The sequence below is a fragment of the Pseudomonas sp. LABIM340 genome (genome assembly GCF_040017195.2).
Classification (GTDB): domain Bacteria; phylum Pseudomonadota; class Gammaproteobacteria; order Pseudomonadales; family Pseudomonadaceae; genus Pseudomonas.
The window spans coordinates 884,100-903,085 of sequence record NZ_CM200227.1 but is presented as its reverse complement, the minus strand read 5'-3'; the positions used below and the strand labels follow the sequence as shown (position 1 = coordinate 903,085).

General features: G+C 66.9%; 20 protein-coding genes. 12 read left to right on the top strand and 8 right to left on the bottom strand.

Translation table 11 applies throughout. The annotated features are described in order from the left end of the window. Positions 1 to 293: 293 nt before the first annotated feature. Entirely contained in the window at positions 294 to 620 is a 327-nt protein-coding gene (locus ABKS89_RS04435) for a LasR-specific antiactivator QslA (RefSeq protein WP_348588165.1), read from the top strand. 38 nt (positions 621 to 658) lie between these two features. Here the strand turns inward: ABKS89_RS04435 and ABKS89_RS04430 are convergent, their stop codons facing one another. Beyond that, positions 659 to 1,627 carry an AraC family transcriptional regulator gene (locus ABKS89_RS04430; protein WP_348588166.1) on the bottom strand — a complete coding sequence of 323 codons (969 nt, stop codon included), beginning with the start codon at positions 1,625 to 1,627 and terminating at the stop codon, positions 659 to 661. Positions 1,628 to 1,795: 168 nt separating this feature from the next. On the opposite strand from ABKS89_RS04430, the gene ABKS89_RS04425 reads away from it, so the two are divergent. From ABKS89_RS04425 to ABKS89_RS04415, 3 genes are all read left to right on the top strand, one after another. After that, positions 1,796 to 2,689: an NmrA family NAD(P)-binding protein gene (locus ABKS89_RS04425; RefSeq protein WP_348588167.1), complete on the top strand. Its 894-nt coding sequence runs from the start codon at positions 1,796 to 1,798 to the stop codon at positions 2,687 to 2,689. A gap of 121 nt (positions 2,690 to 2,810) precedes the next feature. Continuing rightward, a complete protein-coding gene (locus ABKS89_RS04420) occupies positions 2,811 to 3,053 on the top strand; it encodes a hypothetical protein (RefSeq protein WP_348588168.1) in 243 nt (80 codons plus the stop codon). Between the two features lie 107 nt (positions 3,054 to 3,160). Next, positions 3,161 to 3,418: a hypothetical protein gene (locus ABKS89_RS04415; protein ID WP_348588169.1), complete on the top strand. Its 258-nt coding sequence runs from the start codon at positions 3,161 to 3,163 to the stop codon at positions 3,416 to 3,418. Here the strand turns inward: ABKS89_RS04415 and ABKS89_RS04410 are convergent. Continuing rightward, complete coding sequence (locus ABKS89_RS04410) at positions 3,397 to 4,008, bottom strand: class I SAM-dependent methyltransferase (RefSeq protein WP_138212115.1); 612 nt, start codon at positions 4,006 to 4,008, stop codon at positions 3,397 to 3,399. The genes ABKS89_RS04415 and ABKS89_RS04410 overlap by 22 nt on opposite strands. 244 nt (positions 4,009 to 4,252) lie before the next feature. Here ABKS89_RS04410 and ABKS89_RS04405 point away from each other — a divergent pair, with 244 nt between their 5' ends. The 5 genes from ABKS89_RS04405 to prpF all read left to right on the top strand — a co-directional run bounded on the left by ABKS89_RS04405 (position 4,253) and on the right by prpF (position 11,196). Next, positions 4,253 to 4,975, top strand: coding sequence for a GntR family transcriptional regulator (locus tag ABKS89_RS04405; RefSeq protein ID WP_081517269.1), 723 nt, complete (start codon positions 4,253 to 4,255; stop codon positions 4,973 to 4,975). Continuing rightward, complete coding sequence (gene prpB, locus ABKS89_RS04400) at positions 4,972 to 5,859, top strand: methylisocitrate lyase (RefSeq protein ID WP_138212114.1); 888 nt, start codon at positions 4,972 to 4,974, stop codon at positions 5,857 to 5,859. Before ABKS89_RS04405 ends, prpB begins: the two co-directional genes overlap by 4 nt. Positions 5,860 to 6,074: 215 nt before the next feature. Next, on the top strand, positions 6,075 to 7,235 hold the full coding sequence (gene prpC / locus ABKS89_RS04395; protein WP_138212113.1) for a bifunctional 2-methylcitrate synthase/citrate synthase: 1,161 nt from the start codon (positions 6,075 to 6,077) through the stop codon (positions 7,233 to 7,235). A gap of 29 nt (positions 7,236 to 7,264) precedes the next feature. Further along, positions 7,265 to 9,874 carry a Fe/S-dependent 2-methylisocitrate dehydratase AcnD gene (gene acnD, locus ABKS89_RS04390; protein WP_171039337.1) on the top strand — a complete coding sequence of 870 codons (2,610 nt, stop codon included), beginning with the start codon at positions 7,265 to 7,267 and terminating at the stop codon, positions 9,872 to 9,874. 134 nt (positions 9,875 to 10,008) lie between these two features. Further along, positions 10,009 to 11,196: a 2-methylaconitate cis-trans isomerase PrpF gene (prpF, locus tag ABKS89_RS04385; protein WP_348589625.1), complete on the top strand. Its 1,188-nt coding sequence runs from the start codon at positions 10,009 to 10,011 to the stop codon at positions 11,194 to 11,196. Between the two features lie 274 nt (positions 11,197 to 11,470). Here the strand turns inward: prpF and ABKS89_RS04380 are convergent, their stop codons facing one another. The 3 genes from ABKS89_RS04380 to ABKS89_RS04370 are packed head-to-tail and all read right to left on the bottom strand — an operon-like array spanning position 11,471 to position 13,155. Continuing rightward, positions 11,471 to 12,061, bottom strand: a complete 591-nt coding sequence (locus ABKS89_RS04380) for an LON peptidase substrate-binding domain-containing protein (RefSeq protein WP_138212110.1) — start codon at positions 12,059 to 12,061, stop codon at positions 11,471 to 11,473. A gap of 18 nt (positions 12,062 to 12,079) precedes the next feature. Continuing rightward, positions 12,080 to 12,793, bottom strand: coding sequence for an LrgB family protein (locus ABKS89_RS04375; protein WP_138212109.1), 714 nt, complete (start codon positions 12,791 to 12,793; stop codon positions 12,080 to 12,082). Beyond that, positions 12,793 to 13,155, bottom strand: coding sequence for a CidA/LrgA family protein (locus tag ABKS89_RS04370; RefSeq protein WP_045217069.1), 363 nt, complete (start codon positions 13,153 to 13,155; stop codon positions 12,793 to 12,795). The genes ABKS89_RS04375 and ABKS89_RS04370 overlap by 1 nt, the downstream gene beginning before the upstream one ends. 179 nt (positions 13,156 to 13,334) lie before the next feature. Between ABKS89_RS04370 and ABKS89_RS04365 the strand changes: the two genes are divergently transcribed. The 3 genes from ABKS89_RS04365 to ABKS89_RS04355 all read left to right on the top strand — a co-directional run bounded on the left by ABKS89_RS04365 (position 13,335) and on the right by ABKS89_RS04355 (position 16,286). Beyond that, a complete protein-coding gene (locus tag ABKS89_RS04365; protein ID WP_045217066.1) occupies positions 13,335 to 13,790 on the top strand; it encodes a MaoC family dehydratase in 456 nt (151 codons plus the stop codon). A gap of 93 nt (positions 13,791 to 13,883) precedes the next feature. Further along, the gene (locus tag ABKS89_RS04360) at positions 13,884 to 15,614 is read left to right on the top strand and encodes a C13 family peptidase (protein WP_348589626.1); all 1,731 of its coding nucleotides are present in this window, start codon (positions 13,884 to 13,886) and stop codon (positions 15,612 to 15,614) included. 30 nt (positions 15,615 to 15,644) lie between these two features. Continuing rightward, positions 15,645 to 16,286: an oxidoreductase gene (locus ABKS89_RS04355; protein ID WP_138212106.1), complete on the top strand. Its 642-nt coding sequence runs from the start codon at positions 15,645 to 15,647 to the stop codon at positions 16,284 to 16,286. 377 nt (positions 16,287 to 16,663) lie between these two features. Here the strand turns inward: ABKS89_RS04355 and ABKS89_RS04350 are convergent, their stop codons facing one another. Genes ABKS89_RS04350 through mpl form a run of 3 tightly spaced genes read right to left on the bottom strand, consistent with a single transcriptional unit; the run spans position 16,664 to position 18,925 of the window. Continuing rightward, the gene (locus ABKS89_RS04350; protein ID WP_138212921.1) at positions 16,664 to 16,951 is read right to left on the bottom strand and encodes a YceK/YidQ family lipoprotein; all 288 of its coding nucleotides are present in this window, start codon (positions 16,949 to 16,951) and stop codon (positions 16,664 to 16,666) included. Further along, positions 16,941 to 17,570 (bottom strand): flavin prenyltransferase UbiX, encoded by a 630-nt coding sequence (gene ubiX / locus ABKS89_RS04345; protein ID WP_017521701.1) that lies wholly within the window; start codon positions 17,568 to 17,570, stop codon positions 16,941 to 16,943. Before ubiX ends, ABKS89_RS04350 begins: the two co-directional genes overlap by 11 nt. 2 nt (positions 17,571 to 17,572) lie before the next feature. After that, positions 17,573 to 18,925, bottom strand: coding sequence for a UDP-N-acetylmuramate:L-alanyl-gamma-D-glutamyl-meso-diaminopimelate ligase (gene mpl / locus ABKS89_RS04340; RefSeq protein WP_348589627.1), 1,353 nt, complete (start codon positions 18,923 to 18,925; stop codon positions 17,573 to 17,575). Between the last annotated feature and the right edge of the window lie 61 nt (positions 18,926 to 18,986).

Below are 18,986 nucleotides of genomic sequence, written 5' to 3'. Positions count from 1 at the left end.
CGCCTCCTCTTTACCAGTGAGATGGCATTGAGGAGCGGCTCTTCTAAATTGCAGGAGCAAATGGAAAATGCACTACCCCGCTTTTACCCCCGCGCCCCACCCACGAATTCCCCACGCCATCCTTCTATTGAGACAGACCCTTCGCCGATCTCCAGCGTCGCTCGCGCTCCTCCCCGCGCTCGCACCCCGCTGAAGCTTGCGGCAGATCGCCGGGCGATCCTGCCCGGCGATTTCCTGGCCATTCCCTCAATCGATGCCCGCCCTGCTGAAACACGGCGAGCAAGGAGTTCGTCATGGGTCGACAAATACGCGCCGACGATTTTCCCGCTGCCTTTCTGGTCCACATTCCTCCTGCCGATGGCCAACCGGGCCTCGCCCTCGACTGGCCGGCGATCTGCCAGAGCGCAGTGGATGCCGGTATCCGGCGGGTCGAACGCTGGCTCACCGAACCGAACAAATCCAACCTGTGGATCACCCTGCATGTCGGCCGCGCCGAGTACGAACCGACCGTGGAAATGCTCGCTTACGAAACCGCCTTTCTCTGGCGCCTGCAGCAGCGGCTGATGGCCAGCGAAAGCAATGCGCTGGAAGCCTCACGGAACGCGGGAAGCTCTCTGTAGGAGCGGGCCATGCCCGCGATCGCGCGCATGGCGCGCTCCTACAGGCCGCGCCGCACGCTGCCCGGTGAGACGCCGATAAAGCGCTTGAACGCCCGGCTGAACGCTGCCTCCGACTGGTAGCCGAGGCGCTCGGCCAGTTCGGCCACGGCGATCTCCCGCTCCTGCAGCCAGCTCAGCGCCACGTGCATACGCCAGCGGGTGACGTAGTGCATGGCGGGCATGCCGACCTTTTCGGCGAAACGGGCGGCAAAGGCGGAGCGCGACATCGCCGCCACGCAGGCCAGCGATGCGAGGTTCCAGTCCCGCGCCGGGTCGCGGTGGATCAGGCTCAGCGCGCGGCCCAGCTGGCGATCCTGCAAGGCGCCGAGCCAGCCGGTCTGGGCGGCCGGGTCCTGCTCGATCCAGGCGCGGATGGCCTGGATCACCAGGATGTCGGCCAGCCGGGTGATCACCGTTTCGCCGCCGGGGCGCATGGCCCGCGCTTCGTGCTCCATCAGTTGCAGGGTGCTCATCAGCCAGTCGCGCTGGCCGGGGTCGCGCACCTGCGCTTCCAGCACGCGCGGCAGCAGGCGCACCAGTTGCAGCGCGGCGGGATGGTCGAAGCGCACCGCGCCGCAGATCATCGCCGTCGGCGCCCCGCCACCGCCCTGGCGCAGTACTTCGTAGCGGTCGCTGGCGTAGGCGCGCGGCAGGTCGAACAACCCCGCCGCTGCTTCGCCCGGCGCGCTCACCAGCCGGTGGCCCTCGCCGTGGGGCACCAGCACCAGGTCGCCCGGCGCCAGCCGGCGCGGTTCGTCGCCCTTGGCTTCCAGCCAGCATTCGCCGACGGTCAGCACATGAAACATCAGGCACTGCGGCAGGGCCGGCAGACCCAGCCCCCAGGGTGCGGTGAATTCGGAGCGGCAATAGAAGGTGCCGCTCATGCGCAGGAAATGCAGGGCCTCGCCCAGGGGATCGGTGGAAGCCCAGGCGTCGGTCGGGTCCGGAATGGCGGTAGGAGCGTTCATGGTCTTGAGACTGGTCCGGTAGTCCGACGGCGTCCAGCCGTTCTGGACGAATGAGCATGAAGCAGCGATTTACAGGCATTAACCGTCCAGCGCTTTGGCAGGAGACTGAACCCGGGCCAACGAACCCACGGCGGGCGCCGCGGGACGGCCAACAGCGAGGACACCGCCATGATTACCGTAATGGGAGCCACCGGCCGCACCGGTTCGAGAATCTGCCAGACCCTGCTGGAAGCCGGCGTGCCCGTTCGCGCCCTGGGCCGCAATGCCGAACGCCTGGCGCCGCTGGCGGCCGCCGGTGCGCAGATCGCCGTGGGCGAGCCGCACGACGCCGCCTTCCTCAGCAAGGCCTTCCGCGGCTCGGAAGCGGTCTACACCCTGCTCGCCTACGGCCCGGACACCGAGGACTATCGCCAGCAGCAGGCTGCCCAGGGCGAGGCGATCCTCGCGGCGATCCGTGACAGCGGCGTGCGCCGGGTGGTGTTCCTGAGCAGCGTGGGCGCCGAGGTGCCCGCCGGCACCGGGCCGATCATCAGCATGCACGATCAGGAACAACGCCTGCGCGAGCTGCCGCCGGAGGTGGATGTGCTGATGCTGCGTTCCGGCGCGCTGTTCGAGAACCTGTACGGTGCGCTGGAAATCGTCCGCGCTTACGACTGCTACAGCGATGCGGTGGCGCCGGATGTGCCGGTGCCGATGGTCGCCACCCGGGATGTCGCCGATGCCGCCAGCCGCGCCCTGCTGGGCCGCGACTGGCAGGGCCGCGTGACCCGCGAGGTGCTCGGCCAACGCGATATCAGCTACGCCCAGGCAACCGGGCTGCTGGGGGCGGCCATCGGCCGGCCGGACCTGCCTTACGTACCGGTTTCGCCTCGGGAGCTGGAGAGCGCACTGCGCGAAGCCGGTTGCTCCGCCAGCGTTGCCGCGTGCTACGCGGAACTGGGCGAGGCGATCAGCAGCGGGCGGGTTCGGGCGCAGGAGGTGCGCTCGCCAGCCAATACCACGTCGACGCGCTTCGAAGACTTCGCCCAGGACTGGGCCGAGGCCTACCGGGCGCTGCCGTAAGACGGTGCCGTCAGTCAGCCAAAAAATAAATTCCTACAAATATCTCGGAGGGTTCTGATGAATTTGGCGCTGGTCCGCTGTCTAGAGTACTCGCCCCTTTCCCAACGGCCGGACCACCGCCATGAACCTCGCTCCCGACAGTCTCTGGGTCGATGTGGAGACCTGGTCTCCCTACCGCCCGCAACGCATCCTCCACGGCCGCATCAGCCGCGAGGATTACCTGGCCCTTCGCGACGGCCGCGCGCCCTTCGAGGTGCGCCTGGGTGATTGCCAGAGCCGCCACTGCCCCACCGGCCCGGTGCAGGACCTGTTCCTCAGCGGCACGCACATTCTCAATGTCACCCCGGCCGACCGGGTCGCCTGATGCGCCAGGGATAGTCCCACAGGCCATTCAGAACAACCTGACAGAGACCATTCAGGACGGGCGTTAAGGTCTGCCACCTCTTTTCCCCGCCGTGGAGTGATGTGGCAATGGACAATCAGCTCAAGGTCGAAGTCGTGGTTCGCGCGCACAACCGCGAGTCCTCTGTGCTCCAGGGCTGGATCAGCCAGGGGGACTATTGCGCGCTGTGCGATGGCGAGGCGCCTTTCGTGGTGCGCATGAACGACTGCCAGTCGGACATGGGGCTGCTCCAGCGCCCGGAAGACCTCTACGTACGCAGTGCCTACATCCTCAGCATCGAGGTGCTCGACCGCCTGCCCGCGCGTCAGTCGGCCATGCCACGGTAGACGTAGGTCATCGGCCGCGGCCCCGGCAGGTAGTCCTGGATCAGTTCGCGCAGGTGGAAGCCACCGGATTCGATCAGCCCCGGCATGTCGCGGTCCAGGTGGCAGCCGCCGGCCAGCGGCTTCCAGACCGGCGTCAGGCGGTGCTGCCAGGCGCGCACGCCAGCATCCGGCGCCAGGCCATGTTCACAGAAGAGGAACTCGCCACCGGGCTTGAGTACCCGGCGCATTTCCTTCAGCGCCGCCACCGCATCGGGGATGCTGCACAGGGTGAAGGTGCAGACGATGCTGTCGAAGCTGCCGGCGTCGGCACGAATCTGCCCCAGCTCCAGCGCCACCATGTCCACCGGAATGCCGATCGCCTCGGCCCGGCTGCGGGCGAGCTTCTGCATCTGCGCCGCCGGGTCAACGCCGACGATTGTCGACACTTTCGCCGGATCGTAGAACGACAGGTTCAGGCCGGTGCCCATGCCGATCTCCAGTACCCGGCCGCGCGCACGGGGCACCAGCAGCGAGCGCTGCTTCATCACATCACCCATGCCGCAGGCGAAGTCGATCAGTCGGGGCAGCACATAGCGGTCATAGAGTTGCATGGGCGATTCTTCCGTCGTTTCCCCCGATCCTAGCGGGCCTGCAGCGCGCCGGCACAGCGGCCGACGAGGGGATATCCGCCATTCTCGCGCACCATTCTCCCGTACAACGGCCCCCAGCGAGGCGCCCGCCTCGGCATAACCAAAGGTCCCCATTAGACGATTGTCGACAATTCATCAGATCTTGATTGACCGAAGGCTTTTCCGGGGGTAGCTTTCGCCGCACATCAAGAAGATTGTCGACACCATGAGCGATAGCCTGATTCTCCCCACCCCTGCCAGCGACGACGGCGAGACCCTGTCGGAACACGTGTTCCGCAAGATCCAGTCGGCCATCGTCAAGGGCGAGATCGCCCCCGGCAGCAAGATTTCCGAGCCGGAACTGGCGCGCACCTACGGCATCAGCCGTGGCCCGCTGCGCGAGGCGATCCACCGCCTGGAAGGCCAGAAGCTGCTGGTGCGCGTGCCGCACGTCGGTGCGCGGGTGGTTTCGCTTAGCCACGAGGAGCTGTTGGAGCTCTACGAGATCCGCGAGTCCCTCGAAGGCATGGCCTGCCGCCTGGCCGCCGAGCGCATGAGCCAGGCCGAGATCGACGAGCTGCGCCGGGTGCTCGACACCCACGAGCGCGACGAGGCGTTCCAGGCCGGCCGTGGCTACTACCAGCAGGAAGGCGACTACGACTTCCACTACCGGATCATCCAGGGCAGCGGCAACCGCACCCTCACCCGCATGCTCTGCGGCGAGCTGTACCAGCTCGTGCGCATGTACCGCCTGCAGTTCTCGGCGACGCCCAACCGCCCGCGCCAGGCCTTCTCCGAGCACCACCGGATTCTCGATGCCATCGCCGATCGTGACGGCGAACTGGCCGAGTTGCTGATGCGCCGTCACATCGGCGCCTCGAAACGCAATATGGAGCGTCACTACCTGGACGCCCAAGCCAAGACAGCCAACGAACGAGGTGAACAATGAGCAACAAGACCGCCGGCCAACGTTTCCGTGAAGCCCTTGCCGAAGAAAAGCCGCTGCAGGTGATCGGCGCGATCAACGCCAACCACGCCCTGCTGGCCAAGCGCGCCGGCTTCAAGGCCATCTACCTCTCCGGTGGCGGCGTGGCGGCGGGTTCCCTCGGCCTGCCGGACCTGGGCATCAACACCCTGGACGACGTGCTCACCGACGTTCGCCGCATCACCGACGTCTGCGACCTGCCGCTGCTGGTGGACATCGACACCGGCTTCGGTCCCAGTGCCTTCAACATCGAGCGCACCGTCAAGAACCTGATCAAGGCCGGCGCCGCTGCCGCGCACATCGAAGACCAGGTCGGCGCCAAGCGCTGCGGTCACCGTCCGGGCAAGGAAATCGTCTCCGTCGAGGAAATGGCTGACCGCGTGAAAGCCGCCGCCGACGCCAAGACCGACCCGAACTTCTTCCTCATCGCCCGCACCGACGCCATCCAGGCCGAAGGCGTGGACGCCGCCATCGAGCGCTGCCTGCGCTACGTCGAGGCCGGCGCCGATGCGATCTTCGCCGAAGCCGCCTACGACCTGCCGACCTACAAGCGCTTCGTCGATGCGCTGAACGTGCCGATCCTGGCCAACATCACCGAATTCGGCGCCACCCCGCTGTTCACCCGCGACGAGCTGGCCTCGGTCGGCGTGGCCATCCAGCTGTATCCACTGTCCGCCTTCCGCGCCGCCAACAAGGCCGCCGAAGCCGTGTACACCGCGATCCGCCAGGAAGGTCACCAGCAGAATGTGATCGAACTGATGCAGACCCGTGCCGAGCTGTACGACCGCATCGGCTACCACGCTTTCGAGCAGAAGCTCGACGCGCTGTTCGCCGCTGGCAAGAAGTGATTTCCCCTTCGTCCGGGCCAGGCCTGAACGAAGCGCAGGGTGCATAACGTCACAGACGTTATCCACCATTGGCTGTGAGGGCGGATAACGCTTCGCGTTGTTCGCCCTACGCCAGGCCGACCTCCCGCGCGGGAGCCGGCCAACCAGATTCGAACCGATATCCCGGCCGCGCCGGGGACAAGAACAAGCAACCGGATTTGATGAGGAGACACGCGATGAGCGCTACCGCAGAAACCACCACCGGCTTCAAGCCGAAGAAGTCCGTGGCCCTGAGTGGCACCGCCGCTGGCAACACCGCCCTGTGCACCGTCGGCCGTACCGGCAACGACCTGCACTACCGTGGTTATGACGTTCTGGATTTCGCCAACCGTTGCGACTTCGAGGAAATCGCCCACCTGCTGGTCCACGGCAAGCTGCCCAACGCTGCCGAACTGGCCGGCTACAAGGCCAAGCTGAAGGCCCTGCGTGGCCTGCCGGCCGGCGTCAAGGCCGCCCTGGAAACCCTGCCGCCCTCGGCCCACCCGATGGACGTGATGCGCACCGCCGTATCCGTGCTCGGTTGCCTGTCGCCGGAGAAGGACGACCACAACCATCCGGGCGCCCGTGACATCGCCGACAAGCTGATGGCTTCCCTGGGCTCCGCGCTGCTGTACTGGTACCACTTCAGCCACAACGGCAAGCGCATCGACGTCGAGACCGACGACGACTCCATCGGCGGCCACTTCCTGCACCTGCTGCACGGCGAGAAGCCTCGCGAGTCGTGGGTGCGCGCCATGCACACCTCGCTCAACCTGTACGCCGAGCACGAGTTCAACGCCTCCACCTTCACCTCCCGCGTGATCGCCGGCACCGGTTCGGACATGTTCTCCTGCATCGCCGGCGCCATCGGCGCGCTGCGCGGCCCGAAACACGGCGGTGCCAACGAAGTGGCCTTCGAGATCCAGAAGCGCTACGACAACCCGAACGAAGCCGAGGCCGACATCCGCGCCCGCGTCGAGAAGAAGGAAGTCGTGATCGGCTTCGGCCACCCGGTCTACACCGTGTCCGACCCGCGCAACAAGGTGATCAAGGAAGTCGCTCACCAGCTGTCGAGCGAGCAGTCCAACACCAAGATGTATGACATCGCCGAGCGTCTCGAAAGCGTGATGTGGGAAATCAAGAAGATGTTCCCCAACCTCGATTGGTTCAGCGCCGTGAGCTACCACATGATGGGCGTGCCCACCGCGATGTTCACCCCGCTGTTCGTCATCGCCCGCACCGCCGGCTGGTCCGCCCACGTCATCGAGCAACGCATCGACGGCAAGATCATCCGCCCGAGCGCCAACTACACAGGCCCTGAAGACCTGAAGTTCGTGCCGCTCAAGGACCGTAAATAGCCTTCGTGGATAAAAAAATGACTTCTTCCGTGAACAGCCAATTCCGCAAGCGCCTGCCCGGCACCGCGCTGGATTACTTCGACGCCCGCGAGGCGGTCGAGGCGATCCAGGCCGGCGCCTGGGACAAGCTCCCCTACACCTCCCGCGTGCTGGCCGAACAGCTGGTGCGCCGCTGCGAGCCGGCGGACCTGACCGCCTCCCTGGAGCAGCTGGTCTACCGCAAGCGCGACCTCGACTTCCCCTGGTACCCGGCGCGCGTGGTCTGCCACGACATCCTCGGCCAGACCGCGCTGGTCGACCTCGCCGGCCTGCGTGACGCCATCGCCGAGAAAGGTGGCGACCCGTCCAAGGTCAACCCGGTGGTGCCGACCCAGCTGATCGTCGACCACTCGCTGGCCGTGGAAGCCGCCGGCTTCGACCCGGATGCGTTCGAGAAGAACCGCGCCATCGAGGATCGCCGCAACGAGGACCGCTTCCACTTCATCGACTGGACCAAGACCGCGTTCAAGAACGTCGATGTGATCCCGGCCGGCAACGGCATCATGCACCAGATCAACCTGGAGAAAATGAGCCCGGTGATCCAGGCGCGCGGCGGCATCGCGTTCCCCGACACCTGCGTCGGCACCGACTCGCACACCCCGCACGTGGACGCCCTGGGCGTGATCGCCATCGGCGTCGGCGGCCTCGAAGCCGAGACCGTGATGCTCGGCCACCCGTCGATGATGCGCCTGCCCGACATCGTCGGCGTCAAGCTCACCGGCAAGCGCAAGCCGGGCATCACCGCCACCGACATCGTCCTGGCGATCACCGAGTTCCTGCGCAAGGAGCGCGTGGTCGGCGCCTATGTCGAGTTCTTCGGCGAAGGTGCGGACAGCCTGTCCATCGGCGACCGCGCGACCATCTCCAACATGTGCCCGGAATACGGCGCCACCGCCTCGATGTTCTACATCGACGGCCAGACCATCGACTACCTCAAGCTCACCGGCCGCGAGCCCGAGCAGGTGGAGCTGGTGGAGAACTACGCGAAGACCCTCGGCCTCTGGAGCAGCGCTCTGGAAACCGCCGAGTACGAACGCGTGCTGGAATTCGACCTGGGCAGCGTCGTGCGCAACATGGCCGGCCCGTCCAACCCGCACCGCCGCCTGCCGACCTCGGCACTGGCCGAGCGCGGCATCGCCGACGAAGCCAAGCTGCAGGCCGGCAAGGGTGAAGAAGCCCAGGGCCTGATGCCCGACGGCGCGGTGATCATCGCCGCCATCACCAGCTGCACCAACACCTCCAACCCGCGCAACGTCATCGCCGCCGGCCTGGTGGCGAAGAAGGCCAACGCGCTGGGCATGCTGCGCAAGCCGTGGGTGAAGACCTCCTTCGCGCCGGGTTCGAAAGTCGCCAAGCTGTACCTGGAAGAAGCCGGCCTGCTGCCGGAGCTGGAGAAGCTCGGCTTCGGCATCGTCGCCTATGCCTGCACCACCTGTAACGGCATGTCCGGCGCGCTGGACCCGGTGATCCAGAAAGAGATCATCGACCGCGACCTCTACGCCACCGCCGTGCTCTCGGGCAACCGCAACTTCGACGGGCGCATCCACCCGTACGCCAAGCAAGCCTTCCTCGCCTCGCCGCCGCTGGTGGTCGCCTATGCCATCGCCGGCACCGTGCGCTTCGACATCGAGCAGGACCCGCTGGGCACCGACAGGGACGGCAATCCCGTCACCCTGAAGGACCTCTGGCCGTCCGACGAAGAGATCGACGCCATCGTCGCCGCCAGCGTCAAGCCCGAGCAGTTCAAGCAGGTCTACATCCCGATGTTCGACCTGGGCAGCGTGCAGGAAGCGGAAAGCCCGCTGTACGACTGGCGCCCGATGTCCACCTACATCCGCCGCCCGCCGTATTGGGAAGGCGCACTGGCCGGCGAGCGCACGCTCAAGGGCATGCTGCCGCTGGCGATCCTGCCGGATAACATCACCACCGATCACCTGTCGCCGTCCAACGCCATCCTGCTGGACAGCGCGGCCGGCGAATACCTGGCGAAAATGGGCCTGCCGGAGGAGGACTTCAACTCCTACGCCACCCACCGCGGCGACCACCTGACCGCCCAGCGCGCCACCTTCGCCAACCCGCAGCTGGTCAACGAAATGGCCGTGGTCAACGGTGAGGTGAAGAAGGGTTCGCTGGCCCGCGTCGAGCCCGAAGGCAAGGTGATGCGCATGTGGGAAGCCATCGAAACCTACATGAACCGCAAGCAGAACCTGATCATCGTCGCCGGCGCCGACTACGGCCAGGGCTCGTCCCGCGACTGGGCGGCCAAGGGCGTTCGCCTGGCGGGCGTGGAAGTGATCGTGGCCGAAGGCTTCGAGCGCATCCACCGCACCAACCTGGTGGGCATGGGCGTGCTGCCGGTGGAGTTCAAGCCGGGCACCACTCGCCTGACCCTGGGCCTGGACGGCACCGAGACCTACGACATCAAGGGCGACGTCTCGCCGCGCTGCGACCTGACCCTGGTGGTCAATCGCCGCAACGGTGAAGTGGTCGAAGTCCCGGTCACCTGCCGCCTGGACACCGCCGCCGAAGTGAAGGTGTACAACGCCGGCGGCGTGCTGCAGCGCTTCGCCAAGGACTTCCTCGAGTCGTCCGTGGCGTGATGTAACGGCTCCGGCACGCCTCTCGGCGTGCCGGATCGAACCCTGTAGGAGCGGGCCATGCCCGCGATCGGCCTCCGCGCGGGGATGTCGCGGGCATGGCCCGCTCCTACAACTGATCTGTCAGGACGTACCCCATGCCCCACGTACCCCAAGTGAAGATCCCCGCCACCTACATTCGCGGCGGCACCAGCAAGGGCGTGTTCTTCCGCCTGCAGGACCTGCCCGAGCGCTGCCAGGTGCCCGGCGCGGCCCGCGACAAGCTGTTCATGCGCGTGATCGGCAGCCCCGATCCGTATAGCGCGCACATCGACGGCATGGGCGGCGCGACCTCCAGCACCAGCAAGTGCGTGATCCTGTCGAAAAGCACCCAGCCGGACCACGACGTCGACTACCTCTACGGGCAGATTTCCATCGACAAGGCCTTCGTCGACTGGAGCGGCAACTGCGGCAACCTCTCCACCGCCGCCGGCTCCTTCGCCATCCATGCCGGCCTGGTCGACCCGTCGCGCATCCCGGACAACGGCACCTGCGTAGTGCGCATCTGGCAAGCGAATATCCAGAAGACCATCATCGCCCACGTACCGGTCACCAACGGCCAGGTGCAGGAGACCGGCGACTTCGAGCTGGACGGCGTGACCTTCCCCGCCGCCGAGATCGTGCTGGAGTTCCTCGACCCATCCGACGACGGTGAAGACGGCGGCGCCATGTTCCCCACCGGCAACCTGGTGGACGACCTGGAAGTCCCCGGCATCGGCACCTTCAAGGCGACCATGATCACCGCCGGCATCCCGACCATCTTCGTCAACGCCCAGGACATCGGCTACACCGGCGCCGAGCTGCGCGAAGCGATCAATGGCGACCCCGAGCAACTGGCGCGCTTCGAGAAATTCCGCATCGCCGGCGCCCTGCGCATGGGCCTGATCAAGACCCCGGAAGAAGCCGCCACCCGCCAGCACACGCCGAAGATCGCCTTCGTCGCGCCGGCGAAGAACTACGTCACTTCCAGCGGCAAGGAAGTCCAGGCCGGCGACGTCGACCTGCTGGTGCGCGCGCTGTCCATGGGCAAGCTGCACCACGCCATGATGGGCACCGCCGCCGTGGCCATCGGCACCGCCGCGGCCATCCCCGGCACCCTGGTGAACCTCGCCGCAGGCGGTGGCGAACGCAGCGCGGTACGCTTCGGCCACCCCTCCGGCACCCTGCGCGTGGGCGCCGAGGCGAAACAGGTGAACGGTGAGTGGACCGTGACCAAGGCCATCATGAGCCGCAGCTCGCGCATCCTCATGGAAGGCTGGGTACGGGTGCCGGGCGATTCGTTCTAAGCGCTCGCCTTGCCCGTAAAAGCACAAGGCCCGCGATTGCGGGCCTTGTCGTTTTTTCCTGGGTAAATCGTGCCTGGGCTCCCCCTCCCCAGCGCGCCGATATATCCCTGTAGGGGCGGGCCATGCCCGCGATCGCGGACAAGGTCCGCGTTTCCATGGACACACCGCGCCGACAGGTTGAATGGGCATTCCCCCGGCAACGGCGCCTGTCGGCGCCTTCGCGGGCATGGCCCGCTCCTACAGTGTGAGGCGGAGTGCAGGGTGAGCCGGCGTGTCAGGCGATGAAATCGCCCTGCAACTGCTCCAGCAGCACCTGGATGCGCGCCAGGCGCACGGTGGGGTCGTCCATCTCCAGCAGCACCTGCTTCTGGTCGCGCTCAAAGGGCAGCAGGTAGGCGAGCTGGCAGGCCAGTGCCTGCTGGCCGTTGACCTCCCCGCCCATCTCCAGCGCGGAAACCATCGGGTGCATGGACAGCGCCTCGAGCAGCGCGGCGAGGTCGTCGTGCTCCTTGGTCAGCGGCTGGTCGGGCTGCTCGTCCAGCCACTGCACTTCGGCTACGGTCAGCTGGTCCGTCTGCACGTTGGCGGAGACCACACGGAAGCGCCGCCCGCCTTCGACACGGATGCCCAGCAGACCATTGGGCCGCTGCTGCCAGTCACGGATATGCGCTTCGCAGCCGACCAGGCTGTAGCGCTCCGGCGCATCGCCGACTTCCTCGCCCTCGACGATGGCCACCACGCCGAATCCGCCGTTCTGCTTCATGCAGCGGCCGATCATGTCCAGGTAGCGCGCCTCGAAGATCTGCAGGTCGAGGCGGCAGCCGGGAAACAGCACGGTGTTGAGGGGGAACAGCGGGAAACTCATGGACACTCCGTCGATTCGTCAGGCGATCAGCGCTACCGCCAACGGTAGCAGCACAGCGGTGGCCACGCCCATCAGGCTCATGGCCAGAGCAGCGAAGGCGCCGCACTCCTCGCCCTCCTGCAGGGCGCGGGAGGTGCCCACGGCGTGGGCGGTCATCCCCAGCGCCATGCCCTGCGCAGCGGGGTGATGGACGCCGAAGCGGCGCAGCAGTTCCGGGCCAAGGATGGCGCCGAGTACGCCGGTAATCAGCACGAACACCGCCGCCAGCGCCGCTACGCCGCCGATCTGGCTGGCCACCAGCATGGCGATCGGCGAGGTCACCGACTTGGGCGCCAGGCTCATCAGCAATTCGTGGTCGACGCCGAACAGCCAGCCCAGACCGATGCCCAGCGCGGTGGCGAACAGGCCGCCGACCAGCAGGGTGATCAGCGTCGGCCAGAACAGCTGGCGGATGCGCTTCAGGTTGAGGAACAGCGGCACCGCCAGCGCGACAGTGGCGGGGCCGAGGAGGATGGTCAGCACCTTGGCGCTGTTGCTGTATTCCGCGTAGTCGATGCCACAGGCCAGCAGCACCGCGATGACCATCAGCATCGACACCAGCACCGGCTGCAGGAACACCCAGCGCGTGCGCTCGTAGGCGGCCAGCGCCAGCTGGTAGGCGCCCAGGGTGACGCCGACGCAGAACAGCGGATGGTGGATGACGGAGTTCAGCGCGCCTTGCCAATCGAACATCACGCGCCCTCCTTCTGCTTGCGCTGGCGGTCGATGAGCTTCTGCATCAGCCAGCCGGCGAACACGAAAGACACCAGCAGCGACAGCGCCAGTGCCCCGGCGATGGCCCAGAAGTCCGCGGCGATCTGCTTCGCGTAGGCCATCACGCCCACCGCCGCCGGTACCAGCAGCAACGGCAGGTAGCGCAGCAGCGAGGCGGCCGCCTCGTTCACCGGCTTGCTCACCTCGCCGTTCCACACCAGGAAGGCGAACAGCAGCACCAGCCCAATGATGGGGCCGGGAATCATGTGCAGGATGAGAGCATTCAGGCCCGTGCCGAGCAGTTGGAACAGCACCAGCCAGGTCAGGCCGCGTAGCAACATCAGGGAACATCTCCAGCGCAAGGAGCCGCCATTATGCCCGCCCGGCACCCGCTATGGCTCGGCATTCGCCCAAAGCATGAATGCCGCTGCGGCTTGACCGGCCGCGGACCCCATGCTGATCTGTTGGCGGACTCTTACGCAGGCCGCACTAGAAGAACAACGATATCCCCGGAGGAAACATGGCATTCGTACCCGTAAGCGCACTGAAGGACTACATCGGCAAGGACCTGGGCCATTCGCAGTGGATCACCGTCGATCAACAGCGCATCAACCAGTTCGCCGAGTGCACCGAGGACCACCAGTTCATCCACGTCGACCCGGAGAAGGCGAAGAAGACGCCCTTCGGCGGCACCATCGCCCACGGATTCCTGTCGCTGTCGCTGATCCCCAAACTCTGCGAGGGCCTGCTGGTCCTGCCGGAGAACCCCAAGATGGTGGTCAACTACGGCCTCGACAGCGTGCGCTTCATCCAGCCGGTACCGGTGGATTCGCGCGTGCGCCTGCAGGTGACCATCACCGACATCACCGAGAAGAACCCCGGCCAGTGGCTGATCAAGGCCCGCTGCACCCTGGAGATCGAAGGCCTGCCCAAGCCGGCCTACATCGCCGAATCGCTGAGCCTGTGCTTCGTCTGACGGCTCTGGCACAGCGTTGAGAAAAAAGCCCGCGTCCGCGGGCTTTTTTACGTCACACTCAATCTGCGACCCACCGTCGATTCGAGAGTCCCGATGCCACGCCAACTCCTGCCCTTGAGCCTCGCCCTGCTCCTGACTGCCTGCGGCGAAGGCGAACCGCTGACACCCCCGGACGCCCGCCTGCCCGACGGCGCGCGCTACCGTGGCGAACTGGTGAACGGCCAGCTGCAGGGCCCGGGTCGGCTGGATTACAGCAATGGTTCCTGGTACGAGGGCGGCTTCGACAAGGGCCTGCAGAGCGGCCAGGGCAAGTGGAACGACGGCAACGGCACGAGCTATGAAGGCGAGTTCCGCGACGGCCTGTTCGAAGGTCGTGGCCGCCTGCAGTATGCCGACGGCAGCTTCTACGAGGGCCAGTTCAAGCGCGGCGAATTCGACGGCGAAGGGCGGATTTCCCAGGGCGGCACCACCTACAGCGGCGGCTTCCGCAAGGGTCGCTACGAGGGCCTGGGCAGCCTCGAACAAGCCGATGGGACCCACCACCAGGGAGCCTTCGCCCGAGGCGAAGCCAATGGCGAAGGCGCCCGCCGCGACAGCCTCGGCAACCAGTACAGCGGCCCGTTCAAGAACGGCGTGCTCGAAGGCAAGGGCATCTTCCGCGACGACGCGGGCGACCAGTACGCCGGCGAGTTCCGCAACGACCAGTTCGACGGCACCGGACGCTTCCAGAACGCCGACGGCGATGTCTGGTTCGGCCGCTTCAAGGCTGGCGCGCTGAGCGGGCCGGGCGAGTTCATCGGCACCGATGGCAGCCGCTACAAGGGCGACTTCCGCTTCTGGCGCTTCGACGGCCAGGGCACCCTGACCAAGGCCGACGGCCAGACCTACAGCGGCGGCTTCGCCCGTGGCGAGTACTCCGGCGCCGGCACCCTCACCCGCCATGACGGCACCGTGCAGAAAGGCACCTGGAGCGCCGGCCAGTTGCGCCAGGATGCCGCCGGCAAGCTACTGCCCAACCCACTGGAAGTCGGCTTGCTGGAACAGGGCGCCATGCTGGAGAAAGCCCTGGCTGCCGTCCCGCAGTCCACCCCGGCAATCGAGCTCTACGGCGTCAGCCTGGGCGGCGACGGCAAGCAGAGCGTGTTCCTGCGCGAAGCCGACTACGTCGCCAACCTGCTCGGCGATCGCTTCGGCGCGCGCGGCGTAGTGCGCCTGGTGAACCACCGCGATCACCTGGCCGACCGCCCCATGGCCACCCGCGAAACCCTCGCCCGCACCCTGCGCACCATCGCCGAGCGCAGCGGCCCGGAAGACCTGGTGTTCATCTACCTGACCAGCCACGGCTCCCACGACCACCAACTGGTGCTGGACATGCCGGGCCTGAAGCTCGACGACCTGCCGGCCAGCGAACTGGCCACGCTGCTCGCTCCGCTCAAGGACCGCACCAAGGTGCTGGTGATCTCCGCCTGCTACAGCGGCGGCTTCATCCCCGCGCTCAAGGACGACAAGACCCTGATCATGACCGCCGCGCGCAGCGACCGGGTGTCCTTCGGTTGCTCCGAGGAGGCTGACTTCACCTACTTCGGCGATGCGCTCTTTGCCAAGGCCTTCCAGCAGACCGACGACCTCAGGCAGGCGTTCAAGCTCGCCAGCGCCACCGTGGCCAAGCGCGAGAAGGAGGAAGAGTTCGAGCCATCGGAGCCGCAACTCTGGGCGCCGGATGCGGTCATTACTCGCTGGCAGGCCCTGCGTGCGCAACAGACGCACGGCGCCCTGGCGCTCGGCAGCAACGATGCGCAGGCAAAAGGACAGGGCGACAACTAAGCTGGAAGGTGTGTCAGAGGGGAAACACAGATGTACTCGAAACCGACGAATATCCTGCTAGCTGGCGCCACCGGCCTGACCGGTGAGCATCTGCTCGACCGCATGCTCAACGAGCCCACGGTCAAGCGCGTCATCGCCCCGGCCCGAAGGAAGCTGGCGGAGCACCCACGCCTGGACAATCCCATCGGCCCGCTGGCCGAGCTCATCCCGCACCTGCTCCAGCCGGTGGACACGGTGTTCTGCTGCCTGGGCACCACGCTCAAGGAGGCCGGTTCCGAGGAGGCTTTCCGCAGCGTCGATTTCGACCTGCCGCTGGCCCTGGGCGAGCGCGGCCTCGCGCTGGGCGCGCGGCACTACATCGTGGTCAGCGCGCTGGGCGCCGACAGCAAGTCATCGATCTTCTACAGCCGGACCAAGGGCGAACTGGAAGACGCCCTGCGCCAGCAAGGCTGGCAGCAACTGACCATCGCCCGGCCATCGCTGCTGCTGGGCCAGCGCGAGGAGATCCGCCTCGCCGAACTGCTCGCCGCGCCCTTCTCGCGCATCCTGCCGGGCAAGCTGCACGGCATCGAAGCCATCGCCCTGGCCCGTGCGCTCTGGCGCCTGGCCCTGGAGCCGGGCAAGGGCGTGCGCGTCGTCGAGTCGGACGAACTGCGCAAGCTGGGCAAATAACCCCCCACCGTGTCCCTGCTTTCGGGGGATCGGCACTCCCTGTAGGAGCGGGCCATGCCCGCGAAGGCGCCGGCAGGCGCCCTTGCAGGGGAATGCCCATCCATCCGGTCGCAATGTGCGCTCAAGTGAACGCGGACTTTGTCCGCGCTCGCGGGCGTGGCCCGCTCCTACAGGGGAAGTCTGCAGCAATCGCCGGGCGGATACGCCCCACCGTGTAGGAGCGGGCCATGCCCGCGAAGGCGCCGGCAGGCGCCCTTGCAGGGGAATGCCCATCCAGCCGGCCAACAACGTGCGTTCATGTGAGCGCGGACCTAGTCCGCGCTCGCGGGCGTGGCCCGCTCCACAGGGGGAGGCGTTGCGGCAATGGGCGGAAGCGGCTAGTTACCGCCCCACACCTGCAGGCCGATGCCCAGCTCTGCGGCGAGCGAGAGCGGCAGCAGCAAGGTATCCAGCAGCGCGCTGCCGGGCAGGTCGAGGCCGGGGTAGGCCGGCGCGTCGGTGCCGAAGTGGTCCTTCGGACAGCAACCGCCATTGAGCGAATACCAGTCCAGCCGGGTGCCGGCATAGATCAGCGGATCGCCAGGCCGGCCGTCATTGAGGGTCTTCACGGTGGCGCAACCGCCCAGTTGCAGCAGCAACAGGGCGGCGAGGAGCTTATTCGTCACTGACAAGATGGTGTTCGCCCCAGCGCGGCAGCATGTCCTGGGGAATGCCCAGCTGATTGAGGATGCGCGCGACGACGAAGTCGATCAGGTCGTCGACCGTCTGCGGCTGGTGATAGAAGCCCGGAGCGGCCGGCAGGATCACCGCGCCCATATTGGACAGCTTGAGCATGTTCTCCAGGTGGATGCTGGAGAACGGCGCCTCGCGCGGCACCAGGATCAGCTGGCGGCGCTCCTTCAGCGCCACGTCGGCGGCGCGTTCGATCAGGTTGTTGCAGGCGCCGGTGGCGATGGCCGAGAGCGTCCCCGTCGAGCAGGGCACCACCACCATCGCACTCGGCGCGCCGGAACCGGAGGCCACCGGGGCCATCCAGTCTTCCTTGCCGTAGACGCGAATCTGCCCCGGCGCGGCGCCGGTGTATTCGCTGAGGAAAGCCTGCATCGCCTGCGGCTTGCTCGGCAGGGTCACGTCCGTCTCGGTAGCCACCACCAGTTGCGCGGCCTTGGAAATCAGGAAGTGCACCTCGCGGTCTTCCTGCACCAGGCAGTCGAGCAGGCGCAGGCCGTACTGGGCGCCCGAGGCGCCGGTCATGGCGAGGGTGACGCGTTCGGCTCCGGCCATGCTCAGCCCTCCAGCGCCTGGGCGAGCTTGCCGTGCAGGCCGCCGAATCCGCCATTGCTCATGACCACCACCTGGGTCCCCGGCGTGGCGATGGCCTTCACGCCCTCGATAATGGCTTCCAGCGAATCGCACACCTGAGTGGGCACGGTGGAGCTGGCGACGGTGGCGGCCAGGTCCCAACCGAGGTTCGGCGGTGCGTACCAGAACACATTGTCGGCCTGCACCACGGACTCCGGCAGGCCGTCGCGGTGGGCGCCGAGCTTCATGGAGTTGGAGCGCGGCTCGACCACGGCGATCACCCTGGCATCGCCGACGCGCTTGCGCAGGCCGTCGAGGGTGGTGGCGATGGCGGTCGGGTGGTGGGCGAAGTCGTCGTAGATGGTCACGCCTTTGACCTCGGCGACCTTCTCCATGCGCCGCTTGACGCTCTTGAACGCCGACAGCGCGGCGCAGCCCAACTCCGGCACCACGCCGACATGACGGGCCGCCGCGAGGCAGGCCAAAGCGTTGGCGACGTTGTGCTGGCCGGTCAGTTCCCAATCCACGGTGCCCTGGGCCTTGCCGTCGAACAGCACCTCGAAGTGCGAGCCGTCCTCGCTGAGCAGGCGCGCCTGCCACTGGCCGCCTTCGCCGGTGGTCTGCACCGGCGTCCAGCAGCCCATGTCGATCACGCGCTTGAGTGCGGTCTCGGACGTCGGGTGGATGACCAGGCCTTCGCCGGGGATGGTCCGCACCAGATGGTGGAACTGCCGCTCGATGGCCGCGAGGTCGGGGAAGATGTCGGCGTGGTCGAATTCCAGGTTGTTCAGGATCGCCGTGCGCGGGTGGTAGTGGACGAACTTGGAACGCTTGTCGAAGAAGGCGCTGTCGTACTCGTCGGCCTCGACCACGAAGAACGGGGTGCCGCCCAGGCGCGCGGAGACGCCGAAGTTCTGCGGCACGCCGCCGATCAGGAAGCCCGGACTCATGCCCGCGTGTTCCAGCACCCAGGCCAGCATGCTGCTGGTGGTGGTCTTGCCGTGGGTGCCAGCGGCCGCCAGGACCCAGCGGTCCTGCAGCACGTGATCGGCCAGCCACTGCGGGCCGGAGACGTAGGGCAGGCCCTTGTTCAGCACGTATTCCACTGCCGGGTTGCCGCGCGACAGCGCGTTGCCGACCACCACCAGGTCCGGAGCCGGCTCCAGGTGCGCGGGATCGTAGCCCTGCATCAGCTCGATGCCCTGGGCTTGCAGCTGGGTGCTCATGGGCGGGTAGACGTTGGCGTCGGAGCCGGTCACGCGGTGGCCCAGTTCCTTGGCCAGGACGGCCAGCGACCCCATGAAGGTGCCGCAGATGCCGAGGATGTGGATATGCATGCAGACTCCTGCAATCAAGCCTTTCAAGGCGCTTCGAATGGGCGGCAGAGTAGCACAGCGC